Genomic DNA, 19,125 nt, shown 5'->3' on the forward strand with positions numbered 1-19,125 from the left:
GGGGTAGATCACCAGCAGGCCCTGTTCCTTCAGCGCGACGGCCAGCTCATTCACATGCTCGCGCTCGCGGACGGAAAGGTGGTTGGTCGGCTCGTCCATGATGACGACGCGGTTCTTGAATTCGACCGCGCGGCCGATTTTCACCGATTGCCGCTCGCCACCCGAGAGCCGCTCGACCTCATCATCGGCGGAAACGTTATCGCGCAGACCAAATTCGCGGATCACCTTTGTCGACATCTCGCGCATGGTTTTGAAATCGAGGATAGGGATGCCGAGGAAGCGCCGCACCGGCTCGCGCCCAAGGTAGAAATTGCGCGCAATCGAAAGGTTGTCACAAAGACCCACCGATTGCTGGATCGTCTCGATCCCCTGGTCAATGGCGAGTTTCGGGTGGAATTTTTCGACCCTTTTGCCATTGAACCAGACCTCGCCCGAGGTCGGCTTGTGAATGCCGCAAAGCACCCGGATCAGCGTGGTCTTGCCGGCGCCATTGTCACCGACCAGCCCGATCAGCTCGCCCGCGTGGAAATCGACCGAGACGTTTTTCAGCGCGTGAAAGGCCCCGAAATAGAGTTGCAGGTTCTTGACCTGGATCAGCGGAGTTCCAGCCATCGAAAGGTCCTTTCGCGTCAGACGGAATGCCCGGCCCGGCGGGCCAGCGACTGGTTGAAGATAACGGCGACGATCAGGACCACGCCGACAAAGGTGATGAACCACGAGGACGGCGCGCCAAGCGCGATCAGTTCATAGCGAAAGCTCGTGATGATAAAGGCGCCGAGGACCGCCCCGACCAGCGAGCCGCGCCCGCCCGACAAAAGGCAGCCACCGATCACCGCCGCGGCTATCGCCTCCAGCTCCATCAGATCGCCCAGCGTCACATGGGTCTGCGGCTTGTCGGCCAGCGTGACGATCCCGGCAAAGCCCGCCAGCAGTGCGCAAAGGGTGAAGGTGGCTATTTTGACGTGATCCGACCGGACACCGCGCGATTCCGCTGAATCCTGCGCGCCACCGGTCGCCAGCAGCCGGTTCCCGAACCGCGTGCCCCAGAGCATGATGTTCAGCGCGATGCACAGCCCGATCATCCAGAAGATCGCGGCCTCGATCCCGAACAGCTCGCCGCCGAACATCCTGGTCAGCGGGTTGCTGCGCGCGGCTTCCGAGAAATTGTTCACCGTGCCACCGGTCCAGACATAGATCAGCCCGCGCGCGGTAAAAAGCCCGCCCAGCGTGACGATCATCGAGGGCAGCCTGCCCTTGACCACCAGCAGGCCCTGGACCAGCCCCACCAGCCCCGCGATCAGCAGCGCGGCCAGGATCGCGCCGGCCACGCCATATTGTGGCTCAAGCGTAATGAAGGCGACACCCGAAAGCCCATAGACCGAGCCAACCGAGAGGTCGATTTCCTTTGTGATGATCACCAGCGCCTGGCCCATGGCCACGAGGCCCAGGATGGCACTGAAATGCGCCACATTCGCCAGCGTCTGGCTGCGCCACCAGCCGGAGAAATCAACGATGCTGAAGACGGCAAGCATCAGCACGACACCGATCACGGCGCCGAAACTCTGGCTCCGGACGAGCGCTCGCATGGGGGTTCGCATGAGGGTCTTCCTCTGGCAGCCGGGCGGTCTTCGCCCCTTGGCAGGAGAAGCCGGAGGGCGGATCAGCGCCCTCCGGCCGACAGGGTTACCAGGTGTTTTGCTGGTTATAGGCTTCTTCGCCAAAGACGCTGCGAACAAGGTCTGCCCATTTGTCGGCATTGTCTTTGGTGATGATGATGGGGCCGGTCAGAATGTCCTGCTGCGGCGCATAGCCGTATTTCACATTCCAGTAGAGCCATTCCAGCGGCGCATAACCCTGCAGCCAGAAGCCCTGGCTGTTGGTTGCCAGCACATGGTTGTTGCGCACGCCCTCGATGGAAACCGGGCCCTCATCGACGGTCAGGACCGTCACGCCCTCCATATCGACATCAGGGGAAAGCCCCATCTCATTCGCGACACCCCAGGCCCAGGGCGAGGACCAGCCAGCCACGGTGAAGATGTAATTCGTGTCGGTATTGGCCGAGAGATAGGATTGCAGCGTGTTGCGCGCGGTGGCGGGTTCGGCGCCGATGAACAGCTCGTCAAATTGCGCACCGGCGGCCTCCATCACCTCACGCATGCCGGCACAGCGCTTTTTCAGCCCTTCATGCGCGGAATCGTGGCTGGCACAGACCACCCGTTTCGGCGCCGGAACCACGCCGGCCTCAACCTGGGAAAGCGCATATTCGCCAAGCTTGCGCCCGGTCAGCAGCTCATCCCCGCCGACATAGGTGACATAGGGAATACGTTCGCCCTCGGGGCGGCCATCGGCGATGTTGAACGCCACGACCGGGATACCCGCATCAATCGCGCGGCGCAGCGGTCCCTCGAAAGCATCCGGGCTGACGATCGGCACCGCGATCCCATCAGGCTGCGTGGCAATTGCCTGCTCCAGCAGCCGCACATGTTCCTGGATCGAGTAATTATTGGTCGAGATGTATTCGGCCTCCACATCGGGGTATTTCTTGCCGAATTCCTCCATCGCCATGGTCAGCCAGTTCATGTTCGGATCATTGGAGCCGATATGCGAGACCACGACAAAACGCAGTTTTTCGCCATCCTGCGCCAGGGCGGCACCCGGAATGGTTGCAGGGATCGCGGTGGTCGCAAGCGCGGTCGCGGCCAGAATCCAGCCTTTGAGCGTCATCATCTTTTCTCCTCCTCCAAGAGTGCAACAAATATTGCAACCAGAGGAATTTTGCGAAAGATGATTGAACGGCGGTTTCTGATGTGAATCGCATCATTTTTATCTGCTCCGAAACCGGGGCGGACGGGGGCGAAAAGGAGGGGCAGGCCGGTGGCAAACCTGCGGCTGCAGGGCTGGAAAGGCCCGTCGGTGAAAGAGGTTGCGCGGCTTTCGGGCCTTGGACCGGCGACGGTGGACCGGGTGCTGAACAACCGGCCCGGTGTGCGGGAAAAGACCCGCAACCGGGTGCTGGCGGCGCTGGAGAAACTGTCACAAGAGAACCAGTCCGGCGAGGATGTGCTGGATCTGCGGCTCTTTTGCGAATCCGGCACCACCTTCAACGCCGCCATGGCGCTGGCGGCAGAACAGGTGAACCGCGCCCTGCCCGGGCTGCGGATCAGCGGTTTTTACCTGCCCACCCGCGAGACCGATCCCGCCCAATTCGCCCGCCAGATCGAACAGGAGGGCAGCGGCTCGGATGGGGTGATCGTGGTGGCGCGCGAGCATCCCGCGATCAATGCCGCGATCCGCAAACTGGGTGGCCAGGGGGTGCCGGTGGTCTGCCTGACCACCGATCTGCCCAGCTCGCGCCGCTCGGCCTATGTGGGCAATGACCAATATGCAGCCGGCAGCGTGGCGGCGCTTCTGATCGGCAACCGGCTTTCGCGCGCGCAGGCCAGTATCCTGATCGTCTCAAGCGTGCCCTTCCGCTGCCAGCAGGAGCGTTTGATGGGCTTTCGCCGGGTGCTGCGCCGCGATTTCCCGCATCTGAGGATCCAGGAGCAGGTGATCGCCAATGACGATCCGGAAACCACCCATCAGCAGCTGATCAGCCATTTCCGGGATCACGGCGTGCCGGTCGCGGTCTATAATGTCGCCGGCGCCAATCGCGGCATCGCCTGGGCGCTGGAGGCGCTTGGCCAGGCGCGCGATCCGGTCTTTGTCGGGCATGAGCTGACGCCGCATTCCCGCGATCTGCTGGAAAGCGGCGTGATGGATTTCGTCATCTCGCATGATTTCACCGCCGAACTTGCCCAGGCCGCGCAATGGATCCGCGATGCGGCGCGGGGTGTTACGGTGCAGCCGGCGGCCTCGCAGATCCTGCTGCATACGCGGTATAATTGCGCGCTATAGAACGGCCCGGCTGCGGTCGGGCCGTGCCAGCATGAAAATCCCGAAGGCCCAGAGCGCCGCCAGCGTGAACCAGATCGCCGCATAGCCCAGATGGCTGTTCCTGAACTGCACCACCGTCAGGCCGGGAACCGGCAACTGACCCGGCTCGGCTGCCATCCCTGGCGCGCCGAGGTCCAGAAACCAGGGCGCAACCGGCGGCAGGTCCAGCGATCCGGCAATCGCCGCCACATCGCGCGAGAACCACCGCCCCGCCCCAGGATCGTTCGAACGCAGAAAGGCACCATCCGGTTGCGTCAGCCGCAAAAGCCCGGTGAGCTGCTGCTCGCCCGCAGGCGGCGGCGGCACATTGTCGCGGGCGGCATCGGGGACAAAGCCGCGATTGATCAGGATGAACTGACCATCATAGCTGATGAAGGGGCTCATCACCCAGTAACCACGCCCCTGCACGGTCAGGGCCTGCACCAGGGTCAGGGGCGCCTCAAGATACTGGCCGGTCAGCGCGAGGCGCAGATATTCCGGCGCCTCCATTTCGGCAAATTCGGCCTCGGTGGGCGGGGCGACCGGCGCGGCAGCAAGCCGCGCCTCGGTCCTGGCGATCAGATCGGTCTTCCAGGCCAGCCGCTGCATCTGCCAGAGGCCCAGCCCCACCAGCCCCAGAAACACCAGCGCGGCCAGCAAAAGCGCGATGATGCGCCCCACCCCACCCCGCCCGGGGCTCACGATCCGAACCCCTGCAAGGCCTCATGGTTCATCTTCGGCATCATATTGGTGTTCATGTGATACATGACCCAGATCGAACCGGCGAGCATGATCACCACCACGATCAGCGTGAAAAGGGTGGACATCAAGGTCCAGCCTTCCTCGTGTTTCGCGGTCATATGCAGAAAATACACCATATGGATCAGGATCTGCACCACCGCAAAGCCGACAATCAGCGCAACCGTCAGCAAGCGGTTTTCGAACCCTCCGGCCATGACAAGGCCAAAGGGAAGAGCGGTCAGGATCACCGAAAGGATGAAGCCCTTGATATAGCTGGCATGGCTGCCATGGTCGTGACTGCCGGCGCTGTGCCCGTGGTCATGCGTGTCGTGATGCGCGCCCATCAGATCATCCCCAGCAGATAGACAAAGGTGAAAACGCCGATCCAGATGACGTCAAGGAAGTGCCAGAACATCGAGAGGCAGTTCATCCGGCGGATATTCGCCACCGTTATGCCCTTTTGTGCCAGCTGCACCATCAGCGTGATCAGCCAGATCGAGCCGAAGGTGACGTGCAGACCATGGGTCCCAACCAGCACAAAGAACGAGGACAGGAAGGCCGAGCGGCCGGGGCCGGCACCCTCCTGGATCAGGTGGTAAAACTCGTAAAGCTCGATCCCGAGGAAGGCGAGGCCGAACAAGAGCGTGACGAACAGCCAGCCCAGCGTCTTTCCCTTTTGCCCGGCATACATCGCCAGCATGGCAAAGCCGAAGGTGATCGACGAGAACAAAAGCATCGCCGTGTTGATCGCGACAAGGTTCAGGTCAAACAGCGCCTTCGGCCCCGGACCGGCTGCGTAAGAGGTGCCCAGCACCCCGTAAACCGCGAAAAGCACCGCGAACATCAGGCAGTCGGACATCAGATAGACCCAGAAGCCGAGCGGCGTGGACGCGCCCTCTTCGGGGTGATGTTCGGACTGGTCCCAGTATTTCGCGACCGCTTCCGGGTTGTTCTCGGCGTAAAGCGCGGCGGGATTTGCGGGGGAGAAAACGCTCATCGCTCAGACCCCCGCCGCAGCTTGCAACTGTTTGGTGCGCGCGGCCTCTTTCGCCTCGATCTCGGTGACCGGGATGTAGAAGTCGCGGTTGTAGTTGAAGGTGTGCCAGATCGCGACGACGACCAGGCCTGCGAAGGACAGCACCGCAAGCCACCAGATATACCAGATCATCGCCATGCCGAAGACGGTCGCAATGGCCGACAGGACGACACCGGTGCCGGTGTTTTTCGGCATATGGATGGCGTGATATTTGCCGACGGGCCGCGCCGCCCCCTCGCGTTTCATATCCCACCAGGTGTCGAGGCCATGGCTGACCGGCGTGAAGGCGAAGTTGTAATCCGGCGGCGGTGAAGAGGTCGCCCATTCCAGCGTGCGGCCATCCCAGGGGTCGCCGGTCTCATCGCGCATGGCCGGATCATTGCGCTTCCAGATCGAGACGCCGAACTGCACGAACATCGCCGCGATGCCCACCGCGATCAGCACCGCGCCAAAGGCCGCAACGCCGAACCAGATCTGATAGGACGGGTCCTCGAAGACGCGCAGACGGCGGGTGACGCCCATAAGGCCCAGCACATAAAGCGGCATGAAGGCCATCCAGAAGCCCACGACCCAGAACCAGAACGACACCTTGCCCCAGAACACGTTCAGCCTGAAGCCAAAGGCCTTGGGCCACCAGAAGTTGATCGCCGCAAACAGGCCGAACAGCACGCCGCCGATGATCACGTTATGGAAATGTGCCACCAGGAACAGCGAGTTGTGCAGCACGAAATCGGCAGGCGGCACCGCCAGCAGCACGCCCGTCATGCCTCCGACCGTGAAGGTCAGCATGAAGGCGAGGGTCCACATCATCGGCAGCTCGTACCGGATGCGGCCTTTATACATGGTGAAGAGCCAGTTGAAGAGCTTGGCCCCGGTCGGGATCGAGATGATCATCGTGGTGATCCCGAAGAAGGCGTTGACGCTTGCCCCCGAGCCCATGGTGAAGAAGTGGTGCAACCAGACCACATAAGAGAGGATCGTGATACAGACCGTGGCGTAAACCATCGAACTGTAACCGAAGAGGCGCTTCCCCGAGAAGGTCGAGGTGACTTCGGAAAACACGCCGAACAGCGGCAGGATCAGGATATAGACCTCGGGGTGGCCCCAGATCCAGATCAGGTTCACATACATCATCGAGTTGCCGCCCGCCTCATTGGTGAAGAAGGCGGTGCCGAGATAGCGGTCCAGCGTCAGCAGGATCAGTGTCATCGTCAGCACGGGGAAGGAGGCGACGATCAGAACATTCGCGCAGAGCGAGGTCCAGGTGAAGATCGGCAGCCGCATCATCGTCATGCCGGGCGCGCGCATCTTCAGGATCGTGACCAGCAGGTTGATCCCAGACAGCGTGGTGCCCACGCCCGCCACCTGCAGGCCCCAGATATAGTAATCGACGCCGACATAGGGGCTTGATTGCAGCCCCGAGAGGGGCGGGAAGGCCAGCCAGCCGGTCTGGGCGAATTCCCCGATGAACAAAGACGCCATGGTGATCACCGCGCCGCCCACCGTCATCCAGAACGAGAAATTGTTCAGGAAGGGGAAAGACACGTCCCGCGCCCCGATTTGCAGCGGCACCAGGTAGTTCATCAGCCCGGTGATGAAGGGCATCGCTACGAAGAAGATCATGATCACGCCATGGGCGGTGAAGACCTGGTCATAGTGGTGCGAGTTCAGATAGCCCTCGGACCCATTGAAGGCCCAGACCTGTTGCAGCCGCATCATCAGCGCATCGGCAAAGCCCCGGACAAACATGACCAGCGCCAGCGCGATATACATGATGCCGATCTTCTTGTGATCGACCGATGTGAACCATTCCTTCCACAGATAGCCCCAGAGCCGGTACTTCGTCAGCGCGCCCAGCACGACGATCCCGCCCAGCACCACAGCGGCAAAGGTGACCCAGATGATCGGGTCTTTCGGAATGGCATCCCAGTTCAGGCGACCAAGAAGAAAGGTTGTGGGCTGTGCGCCCGGCACGTCTGCCATCTGCCGCGTCCTCTCAGAAGTCTTCGCCGGCGGCCGGTTGGGTCGCGATCTGGCTGAACTGGTTGTTGCTCTTGCCGAAGAGTCCGACGGGCGGCGTAAGGCCGGCACCCTGCATCGGGCCCGGGGCGGTGATTTCGCGCGGGGCGATCACCACGCGCTGGCTCAGCATGCGGGCCTCTTCATCCGGGCCGCAAAAGCCCTGGATCATATTCACATTGCCCCCAAGCACCGGCATGACGCGTTCACGGCCATCGGCGCGGGCATATTTCGGCATCAGGTTCATGGTGCCGGCCAGGCCGGCGCCGCCGGCCGCGTCGATTGCCATCATCTCGGCGACACAGATCTGACCTTCCTCGACGCAGAGATTGACCACCCGGGCAAACAGGATCGGATCGACCTGCGCATAGCCGCGCGGCGCCTCGTTCTGGCTGGGCGCAGCAAGGGCGAGATAGGTCTCGCGGTCGAGACTGCCGCCCGCCGCTTTGGTCCCGGCCACAAAAGCGTCGAACCCGGCCTGGTCGGTCACCCTGGTCACGAAATGCATCCCCGAGAAGCCGGCGCCCGAGTAATGCGAGGCAATGCCCTTGTAATCGCCCTGCTCGTTCAGCACGCCATGAAGCTTGGTCTCCATCCCCGGCATCGCATAGATCATCCCGGCCATGGCAGGGATGTAGAAAGCGTTCATCACGGTGGATGAGGTCAGGCTGAACTCGACCGGGGTATCTTCGGGCACCACCAGGCGGTTCACGGTGGCAATCCCCTGATCCGGGTAGATAAACAGCCATTTCCAGTCGAGCGCGACCACCTCGACCCTGAGGGTCTGGTGTTCCCCTGTCACCGGCGTGTTTACACTCACGCGATCCAGCGGGCGATACGGGTCAAGCAGATGGGTTCCCACCCAGGTCAGCGCCCCAAGACAGATGATGATGAAAAGCGGCGCGGCCCAGATCACCAGCTCCAGCTTGGTCGAGTGATCCCAGTCAGGCTGATACTCTGCCGCTTTGTTTCTGCTGCGATATTTCCAGGCGAAAAACACCGTCAGAGCCATGACAGGCACGATGATGACCAGCATCAACAGCGTCGATTGCACCAACAAATCTCGTTGCCGCGCAGCAACGTCGCCGGCCGGCGCCAGCACCTCGGCCTTGCATCCTGCCAGCAGCGGAACGGCTGCCATCAGGGAAAGCGACGAGGATTTTATAAATGATTTCATATGACTGCCTTCATATTCCGAAGTGGTCATGCTGGGCGAGTCTGGCTGGCAGGCTCCCGGACCCTTACCGCCTAGCCCTATGCGGCGCCGCAGAACATGCGACGTTTTGCCATATCCCGGTTATACCTTTTTCAGGAACAAGGGAGAGCAGGCGCCCCACCGCTTCCCCCTGAGGGTGGCGCAGATCCGGCGCCGGGCCTCTGTTCATTGCATGAACCAGCCGGGAACCCCTCAGATGTCGAACCCTTCCGCCACTGGCCACAGCGACAGCCGCAATGAGGCGATCCATTCGGTTTCACCCTCGGATATCGCCGTCGGCGTTATCATCGGGCGCGCTTCGGAATTCTTCGATTTCTTCGTCTTTGCCATTGCGGCGGTGATCGTCTTCCCGAAGCTGGTCTTTTCCTTCACCGACCCGCTTTCGGGCACGCTGATGGCCTTTGGCCTGCTGGCGCTGGCCTTTGTCGCAAGGCCCATCGGATCGCTTTTGTTCATCTGGCTCGACCGGCAGATCGGGCGGGTGGCAAAGCTCACCATCGCGCTGTTTATGATGGGGACGGCGACGGTGGCGATGGGGCTTTTGCCCTCATACGAGACGGTCGGCATCTGGTCGGTGGTGATTCTGGCGGTGCTGAGGATCTGTCAGGGGCTGGCGCTGGCCGGCGCCTGGGACGGGATGCCCTCGCTGCTGGCGATGACCGCGCCACAGCATCAGCGCGGGCTTTATGCGATGGTGCCGCAGCTGGGCGCGCCGATCGGGCTGATCGTGGCGACGCTGCTGTTCGCCTATCTGCTGAATAGCCTCAGTCTGCAGGATTTCATGGAGTTCGGCTGGCGCTATCCGTTCTTCGTGGCCTTTGCGGTCAATGTGGTGGCGCTGTTCGCGCGGCTCAGGATCGTCGCCTCGCATGAATTCCAGGAGCTTTACGCCTCGCGCGAATTGCAGCCGACAGCGGTGACGCAAACGCTGCGCGAGGATGGCAGCACGGTGTTGCTGGGTATTTTCGTGCCGCTGGCCACTTTCGCGATGTTCCATATGGTGACGGTGTTCCCGCTGTCCTGGATTAACCTTTATACCACGGAAACCATTGGGGATTATCTGCTGCTGGATGCGGGGGCCGCCGGAAACGGCATCCTTGCGATCATCCTTTCGGGCTGGCTGGCCGATACATTCGGACGCCGCAGGCTGTTGCAGGCCACCGCGATTCTGATCGGCCTTTTCGCCATTGCCGCGCCGGTTCTGCTGTCCGGAGGCCGCAGCGGTGAGGTGGTCTATCTGTTGGTCGGCTGGACCATCCTCGGCCTCAGCTTCGGGCAAAGCTCGGGCGCGGTCGGCGCATTGTTCGGCGCGAAGAACCGCTATACCGGATCGGCCATTGTCTCGGATCTGGCCTGGATGTTCGGCGCCGGTTTCGCTCCGGTCACCGCACTGTTCCTTGCCTCATCGCTGGGATTGCCGGCGGCCGGGCTTTACCTGCTGTCGGGGGCCTTCTGCTCGACCATCGCGATCTGGCTGGCCGGGCGGCTGGAATTCCGCGCCACCGGCTGAGCCGGAATTCAGGCGCTATGCCGCAGATCCGGCGCAGCGCTTTCAGTCGGATCCCAGGCGCCAAGCCCATGGTGCAGGTGGCGCCGCATCAGATCGCGCCCCTCGCGCCCCTTCAGCAAAGGCCGCGCCGGTTCCGGCAGGCGCGTGGCCAGCCAGGGCAGCACGGCCAGGATCTCCTCCATCGCGCCCGGCCGCAGCATTTTCTGCGCCTCCGGGCCGGGCAGGAAGGATTCCGCCGCCGCGCCTTCGGCCAGCACGACCTGATGCGCGTCAAACAGCAGGTGGAAATACTCGGTCCCCTCCGCCGCGTCGCTGATCGCGACCCCATCGCAGCCGGTCATATGCTTTGCCGCCAGCAACACGCCTTCGGGCGTGAAAAGGCGGCTGACGATCCGCGATGCCAGCAAAAAGCGGTGCTGTTGTGAGACCACCAGATCGCGATGCGGCAGGCCATGGCCAAGCGCTCCGGCCCTGATACGGACGGGGCGCAGACCAGGATCGGCCTGCATCTCCTCCGCCGCCACCCTGCGCGAGCCGATCCAGCGCAGCATTTGCGGCCCCTGATCCAGGGTCAGCACCAGATCGCCCGCGACCAGATCCTCCACCGCAATCTCTCCGCGCGGCGTTGCAATCCGGGTGCCCCGGGTGAAACAGACCACGCCGGTCGTCTCGGTATTCAGCGCCGAAACGCCGACCGAAACGCCGCCATTCTGGATCCTGAGGCCGCCCCCAACCGCATTGAGCACACCATCCGCGAAATCCGCATGCATCCATTGCATCGGGTCGGCATAGGTCTGGCCCGGATGTGCGGCATTCCAGGCACGCAGCGTGTCATAGTTGTAATACGCCGTCAGGTCGACGAAATCGTTGTTGAGATTGCTGCCATCGGTGATCGGCCCGGTATTCCCGGCGCCGAAATCGGCGATCAGGATCTGGCCGGTCGTGGTGTTGATATAGAAGACATCATTGCCGGCGCCGCCAAACAGCGTGTCATTGCCGCCATCGGCATAAAGCGAGTCATTCCCCGCGCCGCCGTAAAGCGAATCCGCCCCTGCCCCGCCATAGAGCCGGTCATTGCCGTCATCGCCGTAAAGCGTGTCGCTGTCGGCACCCCCATAGAGCGAATCGTTGTCATCGCCGCCGTAAAGCGTGTCATTTCCTGCGCCGCCAAAGACCTGGTCAGTGCCGCGATCCCCGCGGACGATGTCATTGCCGTCATCGCCATAGACCGAGTCATTGCCGTCACCGCCCTCGACGGTGTCATTGCCGATGCCGCCATAGACCGTGTCATTATCGCCGCCGCCATAGAGGGAGTCATCGCCGCTGAGCCCCTCGATATGGTCATTGCCCATACCGCCGCTGATATGGTTCGTATAGGCATCGGCGCCGGTTCCCATACCGTCATAGCCGATCAGCGTATCGTTGTAACCCGACCCGATCAGGCCATCCACGCCGGCAAATGTGTCGCCTGCTGCATGCCCGCCCAAGCCCGTCCAGGTGGTCAGGCTGACATTGACCGCCGCATCCGAGGCCGAATAATCGACAATATCAAGGCCAGCACCACCGTTGAAATAATCCGCGCCGGCGCCGATCAGCGTGTCATTGCCGTCGCCCCCGACCAGCGTGTCATTGCCGTCGCCGCCATCAAGCACATCATTGCCGGCGCCACCATCCAGCGAATCGTTGCCGGCATCGCCGTAAAGCGTGTCATTATCATTGCCGCCAAAGAGGGAATCGTTGTCGGCGCCGCCGTAAAGCACATCCGCACCGGCTTCGCCCTCGATCCTGTCCGCACCGGCACCGCCATAGGCAAGATCATTTCCGGTGCCGCCATACATGGTATCGTTGCCGGCAAGGCCATCCATGGTGTCATTGCCACCATACCCCCAGAAAGTGTCTGCGGCTGTGGTTCCGGTCAGGCTGTCATTGCCTGCCGTCCCTGGTCTGTTCGCCATACCCAACTCCAATCCCGGCACGGATGACGACCGGAGATTGAGGTATCTCAAAGATTAAGGGTGGGACTTTGTTTGGACTGTGGCAACCATAAGGCGATACCCGCTCCCCGATAGTCAACCCCAGTCCAGCACCACCTTGCCGGAAGACCCGCCCCGCATGGTCTGGAAGCCGGTCCCGAAATCATCAGCCGCGAAGCGATGAGTGATGACCGGCGCGATCTTCAGCCCATTTTCCAGCATGGCGATCATCTTATACCAGGTCTCGAAAATCTCGCGGCCGTAAATTCCCTTTATCGTCAGAGCCTTAAAAACGATCCGGCTCCAGTCCACCTGGGTCTTGCCGGGCGGGATCCCCAGCATGGCGATGCGGCCTCCCATCACCAGCGCCTCGACCATCTGGTCAAAGGCGGCAGGGTTGCCGCTCATCTCAAGGCCGATATCGAACCCCTGGGCCAGTTTCAGCCGCGCCTTGACCGAAGCCAGATCCTCGGTCGCCACATTGACCGGCACCACATCGGCGACTTTGCCCGCCAGCGCCAGCCGGTCGGGGTTCACATCGGTGATCACCACATGGCGGGCGCCGGCATGGCGCGCCACCGCCGCCGCCATGATGCCGATCGGGCCGGCGCCGGTGACCAGCACATCCTCGCCGATCAGATCGAAACTCAGCGCGGTATGGACCGCATTCCCGAGTGGATCGAGGATCGCCCCGATCTCATCCGGGATCGCATCGGGCAGCGGCACCACATTGAAGGCCGGCAGCCGCAGATAATCGGCAAAGGCGCCCGGCTCGTTGACGCCGATCCCCCGCGTCGCCGGATCGAGGTGAAAACGCCCCGAGCGGCTCTGACGCGAGTCCTTGCCGATCAGATGCCCCTCGCCCGAGCAGCGCTGACCGATCTCAAGCCCGGTGACATTGCGGCCAAGCCCGACGATCTCGCCGGCAAATTCATGGCCGGTGATCAGCCCGACCGGAACGGTGCGCTGCGCCCAGTCATCCCAGTTCCAGATATGGATATCTGTGCCGCAGATGCCGGTCTTTCGCACCCGGATCAGCACGTCATCGGGGCCGGGTTCGGGGATCGGGCGGGTCTCCATCCAGAGGCCGGGGGCGGCGCGGGATTTGACAAGGGCGCGCATGGTTCCGGCCGGCAGGGTTGTCGCAGGCATCAGATCACTCCCAGCTCGCGGCCCACTGCCGCAAAGGCGTCAAGCGCGAAATCGAGATCGCCACGCGTCAGCCGGGCATTCATCTGGGTGCGGATGCGGGCCTGGCCCTTTGGCACCACCGGGAAGAAGAACCCCGCCACATGCACATCGCGCAGCGCCAGCCCAGCCGCCATCCGCTGCGCCAGAACCGCATCCCCCAGCATCAAAGGCACAATCGGGTGAGAGCCCGGAAGCAGATGGAATCCCAGTGATTCCAGACCGTTGCGCCAATAAATCGCATTGGCCTCCAGTTGGCCGCGCAGATCATCCGCCGCCTCGACAATATCCAGCGCGGCAAGCCCCGCACCGGTCACCGCCGGCGGCAATGCGTTGGAAAAGAGATAAGGCCGCGCCCGCTGACGAAGCAGATCGACCAGCCCCTGCGGCCCGGCAACATAGCCGCCAAGCGCGCCGCCAAGCGCCTTGCCAAGCGTGCCGGTCACAATATCCGCCCTGATCCCTGCCCGGGCCGGGGTGCCGCGTCCCTCCGGCCCGACAAAGCCGGTGGCGTGGCAGTCATCCACCATCAGCCAGGCATCATAGCGATCCGCCAGAGCCCGGATTTCCGCCAGCGGCGCAAAGGTCCCATCCATCGAAAAGACGCCATCGGTGGCGATCAGGATATGGCGGGCGCCGTCCTTGCGGGCGACCAGCAGCTCTGCCTCCAGTGCCGCCGGATCCCCATTGGCAAAGCGGTAGCGCCTGGCCTTTGACAGCCTTATGCCGTCAATGATCGAGGCATGGTTGAGGCTGTCCGAGATCACCGCATCCTCTGGCCCCAGAAGCGGCTCGAACACAGCGCCATTGGCGTCAAAACAGGCGGCGAAGAGGATGGCGTCCTCCTGGCCGAGATAATCCGCCAGCCGGATCTCCAGCTGGCGGTGCAGGTCCTGGGTGCCGCAGATGAACCGCACGGACGCCAGGCCATAGCCATGGCTCTCCATCGCAGCTGTCGCCGCCCGGATCAGACGCGGATCATCGGCGAGGCCAAGGTAGTTATTGGCACAGAGATTCAGCATCCGCCGCCCCTCCGCCTCGATCCAGGTGCCCTGGGCGCCGGTGATCGCGCGCTCGCGCTTCCACAGCCCCTCCTCGCGGATCGTGACCAGCATATCCGAGATGTGATCCAGAAAACCCTGATCAGATGGCATTGCAGCGCCCTTTCTCACATGGAACGGGCGAATGGTGGACCCGTCGCGCCTGCGCTGTCAAACGCCGTGATGGGGGCTCAGTGATGCGGGCGGATAGCCTCCCCCCGCTCTGCCCCGGCCTGACCGCGTGTCTTCCACAGAACCAGCAGCCCGACCGCAACCAGCGCCAGGATCGCGGCCAGGGTGACGCCGGTAAAGGCGCGCTCAAAGGCGGCGCGGGCAAGCGCGATCACCTGGCCGGCCTGATCCGCCGGCAGATCGGCCGCCAGGATCAGCGCCTCGTCCAGACTGTCACGCGCCTCGCCTGCGATGCTGATCCCGCCGGGCAGCACCAGGCTGCGGGTGTAAATCGCCGACATCAGGCTGCCCAGCAGCGCCACGCCAAGCGCGCCGCCCAGCTCATACGAGACCTCCTCGACCGAGGCCGCCATGCCCGCGCGCTCTTCCGGTGCCGAAAGCATGATCGCGACCGAAGCGCCGGTCATTGCCGCGCCGATCCCGAACCCCATCACCGTCAGCGCCGCGAGCCAGGTCCAGGCCGGTCCCTGATGCAGCGCCAGATAGGCCGCCAGCGCCAGCCCCGACAGCAGCAACGACCCCCAAAGCACCGTGGAGGCCCCAAGCCGCGGCAGCGCCAGCCCGGTCAGCGGCCCCGAGAGGAAAGAGGCCAGCGGGATCGGCAGGATCAAAAGCCCCGCCTCAAGCGGCGAGAGCCCGTCGACCAGTTGCAGCCGCTGGCTGAAGACCAGCTCGAACCCGATCAGCGCCGCCGAAGCGGTCAGCGCCGTCGCCACCCCCGCCGAAAAGCGGGCATTGCGGAACAGGGCGAAATCAATCATCGGCCGGGCCGAGCGCAATTGCCGCCGCACAAAGGCCGCCATGGCCAGCGCCCCAATGCCCGCGCTCAGCACCAAAGCCAGCGGGTCAGGGTCACGCCGCGCGACCTCCTTGATCGCATAGACCAGCCCGACAAGGCCGATCATCACCTGGACCGAGCCCGCCAGATCCCAGGGACTGTCGGGATTGCCCGGCCGCCGCTCCAGCATCATGGCGCCCGAGATCAGCGCCAGCACCACCACCGGCACATTGATCAGAAAAACCGAGCCCCACCAGAACCACTCCAGCAGGGAGCCCCCGATCACCGGGCCAAGCGCCGCGCCCCCCGAAGCCACCGCCGCCCAGATCCCGATGGCGAAGGCGCGCTCCTTCTCATCGGTAAAGGTCAGCCGGATCAGCGACAGCGTCGCCGGCATCATCATCGCCGCCCCGACCGCCAGCACGACGCGCGCCAGGATCAGCATCCCGGGCGAGGAGGCAAAGGCCGCCTGAGCCGAGGCAAGGCCGAACACAACCAGCCCCGCGAGGAACATCTGCTTATGGCCCAGCCGGTCCCCCAGCGTGCCAAGCCCGGGCAGCAGCCCCGCCACCACCAGCGGATAGGCATTGACGATCCAGAGTTTCTCGGTTGCCGTAGCGCCCAGAGCATGGGTCAGACGCGGCAAAGCGGTGTAAAGCACCGTCATATCAATGACGATCAGGAAAAGAGCGCTGGAAATGATGGCAAGGATCAGCCAGCGATTGGAGGAAGACATTGGAAAGCCGTTTGGTCGGATGAGGGCGGCCAGCGCCCCGCCTGCCAATATAAATACAACTGTATCGAAAAGAAAGCCCGAAGATGTCCGGACGTCCGCGCAGCATTGACCGCGACCATTTGCTTGATATTGCCGAGGCTATTGTCGCCACCGAGGGCGCTTCGGGCCTCAGCTTCGGCGCAGTGGCAAAGGCGGCGGGGATCACGCGCGGCGGCGTGCAATATGCCTTTGGCAGCCGCGAGAACCTGATTCGCGCCATGGTCGACCGCTGGGCCGCCGGATTTGAGTCGCGCGTCTATGAGGGGCTTGGCCCCGATCCGGCGCCGCAACAGGTGATCCGGAACCATATCCGCGAGAATACCGTCGATTCCGAGGCCGATTTCACCCGCTCGGGCGTGATGATCACCGCCATCATCCAGAGCCCCGATCTGATCGCGGAAACCCGGGCCTGGTACAATAATCGCCTTGCCGGGCTGGATTTCTCGCAGCCGGCCGACCGCAATGCCGCCATTGCGCTGCTGGCCAGCGAGGGCGTGTTCTTTCTGAAATCTTTCGGGCTGATCGGGCTGGAGGGCGCCGACTGGCAGCAGCTCTTTGCCGGTATTTCCCGGCTTGCCGGCGATGAAGGCGGCGACAAAGACGATGAAAAGCGCTGAGCGCCGGTTCATTCCCGGCAAGCATCACCTCAGCCCAATTCGGCACAAGACCGCGCGGCGCGGTGCGGCTATGGTGCCGCTCCAGATTCACGACCGCATCCGGGGCGTAACTGGCGCCGGTAAAAGCAGAGGATCCCATGACCACCGAAACCGCCGCCCGCGAGACCATTGCCGAACAGGCCGCTGCCATCCTGACCCGTCTCGGCGTCGAGCCTGAGCTTTATACCGGCGGCAGCCTCGCCTCCTTCTCGCCGGTGACCGGGGAAGAGATCGCACGCCTGGCCGTGACGCCGGCCGCGGATGCCGTAACCCGCGCCCGGGCGGCGTTTCAGAGCTGGCGCCTCGTCCCCGCCCCCCGGCGCGGCGAGCTGGTGCGGCTTTTGGGCGAGGAACTCCGCGCCGCGAAGGAAGACCTTGGGCGCCTGGTGTCGATCGAGGCCGGCAAGATCCTCTCCGAGGGCCTCGGTGAGGTGCAGGAGATGATCGACATCTGCGATTTCGCGACCGGCCTCTCGCGCCAGCTTTACGGGCTGACCATCGCGACCGAGCGCCCCGGCCACCGCATGATGGAGGTCTGGCACCCGCTGGGCGTCACCGCCGTGATCACCGCCTTCAACTTTCCGGTGGCGGTCTGGTCGTGGAATACCGCCCTGGCACTGGTCTGCGGCAATGCGGTGATCTGGAAACCCTCCGAGAAAACGCCGCTGACCGCGCTGGCCAGTCATGCCATCCTCGCCCGCGCACTGGCACGGTTCGGCGACGCACCCGAGGGCCTGTCGCAGCTGCTGATCGGTGGGCCGGAAACCGGCGAGGCGCTGGTAAACGATCCCGGCGTGGCGCTGGTCTCTGCCACCGGCTCGACCCGGATGGGCCGCATCGTCGGGCCGAAAGTCGCGGCGCGCTTTGGCCGCAGCATTCTTGAGCTGGGCGGCAACAATGCCGGCATCGTGACGCCTTCGGCCCGGCTTGATATGGCTTTGCGCGCGATTGCCTTTGGCGCCATGGGCACGGCGGGGCAGCGCTGCACCACTTTGCGCCGGCTTTTCGTGCATGAGAGCCTCTATGACGCGCTGGTGCCGGGGCTGCGCAAGGCCTGGGCCTCGGTCAGCATCGGCAATCCGCTGACCTCGCCGGCGCTTGTCGGGCCGCTGATCGACGGCCAGGCCTTTGACACGATGCAAAAGGCGCTGGACGCCGCCCGCGCGCTCGGCGCCCGGGTGACCGGCGGCGAGCGCGTGATGGTCGAGGGCGAGACCGCCTTTTACGCCCGCCCCGCGCTGGTCGAGATGCAGGCCCAGGCCGGCCCGGTGCTCGAGGAAACCTTTGCCCCGATCCTCTATGTGATGAAATACAGCGATTTCGACGCGGTGATCGAACAGCACAACGCCGTCGGCGCCGGGCTGTCTTCATCGGTTTTCACCACCGATCTGCGCGAGATGGAGCAGTTCCTCTCGGCGGCCGGCTCTGATTGCGGCATCGCCAATGTCAATATCGGCACCTCGGGCGCAGAGATCGGCGGCGCTTTCGGCGGCGAGAAGGAAACCGGCGGCGGGCGCGAAAGCGGCTCGGACGCCTGGAAGGGCTATATGCGGCGCCAGACCAACACCATCAACTATTCCAGCAGCCTGCCGCTGGCCCAGGGCGTGGTCTTCGATATCGGCTGAACCCGCGCAGCGATCAATCAGATTTGCACTGCTGCCCACGCCGCTTTGCGCTAAGCTTCTGTCCGGAGCAAATGTCGAGGGAAGTCCGGGCCAGGGTCCGGGCCTGGTTTCGGGCGGGGTGCAATGACCGATCACAATGACTGACAGGGAACTGTCCGGGGGGCTCTCTGCGGCCCTGCATGCACTGCTGTCCGAGGCCGCCCTGGCGCCTGACGGCATCCTCTCGCTGACAGATGATCCCCGTGGCGAAGAGGTGGTCGCCCTGGCCGAGCGGCTGACCGATCTGGGCCTTTTCCGCATCGTCACCGCGCGGCGCTACCGGCTGAGCGATGCCGGCAAAGCCGCGCTGGAGCCCCGGGGCCGCCGGTCCCGCCCGCAACCCGCGCCTGCGGCGCCGGGCGAAGGCGATGCGGCCGAGCCGAAAGGGTTCTGGAAACGCCTGTTCGGCGGCAAGAGCTGAG

17 protein-coding genes are annotated in these 19,125 nt (G+C 63.6%); 5 read left to right on the top strand and 12 right to left on the bottom strand.

What is annotated here, in order from left to right; genetic code table 11:
* The 3 genes from DRF71_RS24310 to DRF71_RS24320 form a co-directional block, all read right to left on the bottom strand.
* Positions 1–612, bottom strand: a 612-nt coding sequence (locus tag DRF71_RS24310) for an ATP-binding cassette domain-containing protein (RefSeq protein ID WP_157971277.1), incomplete at its 3' end; no start/stop codon positions are given.
* Positions 613–629: 17 nt separating this feature from the next.
* Positions 630–1,586, bottom strand: a complete 957-nt coding sequence (locus DRF71_RS24315) for an ABC transporter permease (protein ID WP_112313045.1) — start codon at positions 1,584–1,586, stop codon at positions 630–632.
* A gap of 97 nt (positions 1,587–1,683) precedes the next feature.
* On the bottom strand, positions 1,684–2,727 hold the full coding sequence (locus DRF71_RS24320) for a sugar ABC transporter substrate-binding protein (RefSeq protein ID WP_232831671.1): 1,044 nt from the start codon (positions 2,725–2,727) through the stop codon (positions 1,684–1,686).
* Between the two features lie 147 nt (positions 2,728–2,874).
* Here DRF71_RS24320 and DRF71_RS24325 point away from each other — a divergent pair, with 147 nt between their 5' ends.
* Positions 2,875–3,897: a LacI family DNA-binding transcriptional regulator gene (locus DRF71_RS24325; RefSeq protein WP_198672354.1), complete on the top strand. Its 1,023-nt coding sequence runs from the start codon at positions 2,875–2,877 to the stop codon at positions 3,895–3,897.
* On the opposite strand, the gene DRF71_RS24330 is transcribed toward DRF71_RS24325, so the two are convergent.
* From DRF71_RS24330 to cyoA, 5 genes are read right to left on the bottom strand one after another with little or no spacing between them, the layout of a single operon-like run.
* Positions 3,892–4,617 carry an SURF1 family protein gene (locus tag DRF71_RS24330; RefSeq protein WP_232831672.1) on the bottom strand — a complete coding sequence of 242 codons (726 nt, stop codon included), beginning with the start codon at positions 4,615–4,617 and terminating at the stop codon, positions 3,892–3,894. The two genes, DRF71_RS24325 and DRF71_RS24330, sit on opposite strands and share 6 nt — an antisense overlap.
* Entirely contained in the window at positions 4,614–5,000 is a 387-nt protein-coding gene (cyoD, locus tag DRF71_RS24335; RefSeq protein ID WP_112313046.1) for a cytochrome o ubiquinol oxidase subunit IV, read from the bottom strand. Before cyoD ends, DRF71_RS24330 begins: the two co-directional genes overlap by 4 nt.
* The gene (cyoC, locus tag DRF71_RS24340; protein ID WP_112313047.1) at positions 5,000–5,653 is read right to left on the bottom strand and encodes a cytochrome o ubiquinol oxidase subunit III; all 654 of its coding nucleotides are present in this window, start codon (positions 5,651–5,653) and stop codon (positions 5,000–5,002) included. Before cyoC ends, cyoD begins: the two co-directional genes overlap by 1 nt.
* A 3-nt stretch (positions 5,654–5,656) precedes the next feature.
* Positions 5,657–7,675 carry a cytochrome o ubiquinol oxidase subunit I gene (gene cyoB, locus DRF71_RS24345; RefSeq protein WP_112313048.1) on the bottom strand — a complete coding sequence of 673 codons (2,019 nt, stop codon included), beginning with the start codon at positions 7,673–7,675 and terminating at the stop codon, positions 5,657–5,659.
* 13 nt (positions 7,676–7,688) lie between these two features.
* Positions 7,689–8,888 carry a ubiquinol oxidase subunit II gene (gene cyoA, locus DRF71_RS24350; RefSeq protein ID WP_112313174.1) on the bottom strand — a complete coding sequence of 400 codons (1,200 nt, stop codon included), beginning with the start codon at positions 8,886–8,888 and terminating at the stop codon, positions 7,689–7,691.
* A 235-nt stretch (positions 8,889–9,123) separates the two neighbouring features.
* On the opposite strand from cyoA, the gene DRF71_RS24355 reads away from it, so the two are divergent.
* The gene (locus DRF71_RS24355; protein ID WP_112313049.1) at positions 9,124–10,437 is read left to right on the top strand and encodes an MFS transporter; all 1,314 of its coding nucleotides are present in this window, start codon (positions 9,124–9,126) and stop codon (positions 10,435–10,437) included.
* 8 nt (positions 10,438–10,445) lie between these two features.
* On the opposite strand, the gene DRF71_RS24360 is transcribed toward DRF71_RS24355, so the two are convergent.
* From DRF71_RS24360 to DRF71_RS24375, 4 genes are all read right to left on the bottom strand, one after another.
* Positions 10,446–12,392: a Hint domain-containing protein gene (locus DRF71_RS24360; protein ID WP_112313050.1), complete on the bottom strand. Its 1,947-nt coding sequence runs from the start codon at positions 12,390–12,392 to the stop codon at positions 10,446–10,448.
* A gap of 114 nt (positions 12,393–12,506) precedes the next feature.
* Entirely contained in the window at positions 12,507–13,532 is a 1,026-nt protein-coding gene (gene tdh, locus DRF71_RS24365; RefSeq protein ID WP_112313175.1) for an L-threonine 3-dehydrogenase, read from the bottom strand.
* A gap of 29 nt (positions 13,533–13,561) precedes the next feature.
* Positions 13,562–14,752: a glycine C-acetyltransferase gene (gene kbl, locus DRF71_RS24370; protein ID WP_112313051.1), complete on the bottom strand. Its 1,191-nt coding sequence runs from the start codon at positions 14,750–14,752 to the stop codon at positions 13,562–13,564.
* A gap of 77 nt (positions 14,753–14,829) precedes the next feature.
* Positions 14,830–16,344 (bottom strand): MFS transporter, encoded by a 1,515-nt coding sequence (locus DRF71_RS24375; protein ID WP_112313052.1) that lies wholly within the window; start codon positions 16,342–16,344, stop codon positions 14,830–14,832.
* Between the two features lie 83 nt (positions 16,345–16,427).
* On the opposite strand from DRF71_RS24375, the gene DRF71_RS24380 reads away from it, so the two are divergent.
* The 3 genes from DRF71_RS24380 (at position 16,428) to DRF71_RS24390 (ending at position 19,124) form a co-directional block, all read left to right on the top strand.
* Positions 16,428–17,000: a TetR/AcrR family transcriptional regulator gene (locus DRF71_RS24380; RefSeq protein WP_112313053.1), complete on the top strand. Its 573-nt coding sequence runs from the start codon at positions 16,428–16,430 to the stop codon at positions 16,998–17,000.
* Positions 17,001–17,137: 137 nt separating this feature from the next.
* On the top strand, positions 17,138–18,664 hold the full coding sequence (amaB, locus tag DRF71_RS24385) for an L-piperidine-6-carboxylate dehydrogenase (RefSeq protein WP_112313054.1): 1,527 nt from the start codon (positions 17,138–17,140) through the stop codon (positions 18,662–18,664).
* Between the two features lie 136 nt (positions 18,665–18,800).
* Positions 18,801–19,124, top strand: coding sequence for a hypothetical protein (locus tag DRF71_RS24390; RefSeq protein ID WP_112313055.1), 324 nt, complete (start codon positions 18,801–18,803; stop codon positions 19,122–19,124).
* The last annotated feature ends 1 nt before the right edge of the window (position 19,125 follow it).

Origin of the sequence: Pseudogemmobacter bohemicus, assembly GCF_003290025.1 — a bacterium.
In the GTDB taxonomy this organism is placed as follows: domain Bacteria; phylum Pseudomonadota; class Alphaproteobacteria; order Rhodobacterales; family Rhodobacteraceae; genus Pseudogemmobacter; species Pseudogemmobacter bohemicus.

Bases quoted from the DNA above. Each gene is read 5' to 3' on its own strand.
- DRF71_RS24315 (WP_112313045.1), bottom strand. From the start codon at position 1,586: ATGCGAGCGCTCGTCCGGAGCCAGAGTTTCGGCGCCGTGATCGGTGTC.
- DRF71_RS24320 (WP_232831671.1), bottom strand. From the start codon at position 2,727: ATGATGACGCTCAAAGGCTGGATTCTGGCCGCGACCGCGCTTGCGACC.
- cyoD (WP_112313046.1), bottom strand. From the start codon at position 5,000: ATGGGCGCGCATCACGACACGCATGACCACGGGCACAGCGCCGGCAGT.
- cyoC (WP_112313047.1), bottom strand. From the start codon at position 5,653: ATGAGCGTTTTCTCCCCCGCAAATCCCGCCGCGCTTTACGCCGAGAAC.
- cyoB (WP_112313048.1), bottom strand. From the start codon at position 7,675: ATGGCAGACGTGCCGGGCGCACAGCCCACAACCTTTCTTCTTGGTCGC.
- cyoA (WP_112313174.1), bottom strand. From the start codon at position 8,888: ATGAAATCATTTATAAAATCCTCGTCGCTTTCCCTGATGGCAGCCGTT.
- DRF71_RS24355 (WP_112313049.1), top strand. From the start codon at position 9,124: ATGTCGAACCCTTCCGCCACTGGCCACAGCGACAGCCGCAATGAGGCG.
- DRF71_RS24360 (WP_112313050.1), bottom strand. From the start codon at position 12,392: ATGGCGAACAGACCAGGGACGGCAGGCAATGACAGCCTGACCGGAACC.
- tdh (WP_112313175.1), bottom strand. From the start codon at position 13,532: ATGCGCGCCCTTGTCAAATCCCGCGCCGCCCCCGGCCTCTGGATGGAG.
- kbl (WP_112313051.1), bottom strand. From the start codon at position 14,752: ATGCCATCTGATCAGGGTTTTCTGGATCACATCTCGGATATGCTGGTC.
- DRF71_RS24375 (WP_112313052.1), bottom strand. From the start codon at position 16,344: ATGTCTTCCTCCAATCGCTGGCTGATCCTTGCCATCATTTCCAGCGCT.
- DRF71_RS24380 (WP_112313053.1), top strand. From the start codon at position 16,428: ATGTCCGGACGTCCGCGCAGCATTGACCGCGACCATTTGCTTGATATT.
- amaB (WP_112313054.1), top strand. From the start codon at position 17,138: ATGACCACCGAAACCGCCGCCCGCGAGACCATTGCCGAACAGGCCGCT.
- DRF71_RS24390 (WP_112313055.1), top strand. From the start codon at position 18,801: ATGACTGACAGGGAACTGTCCGGGGGGCTCTCTGCGGCCCTGCATGCA.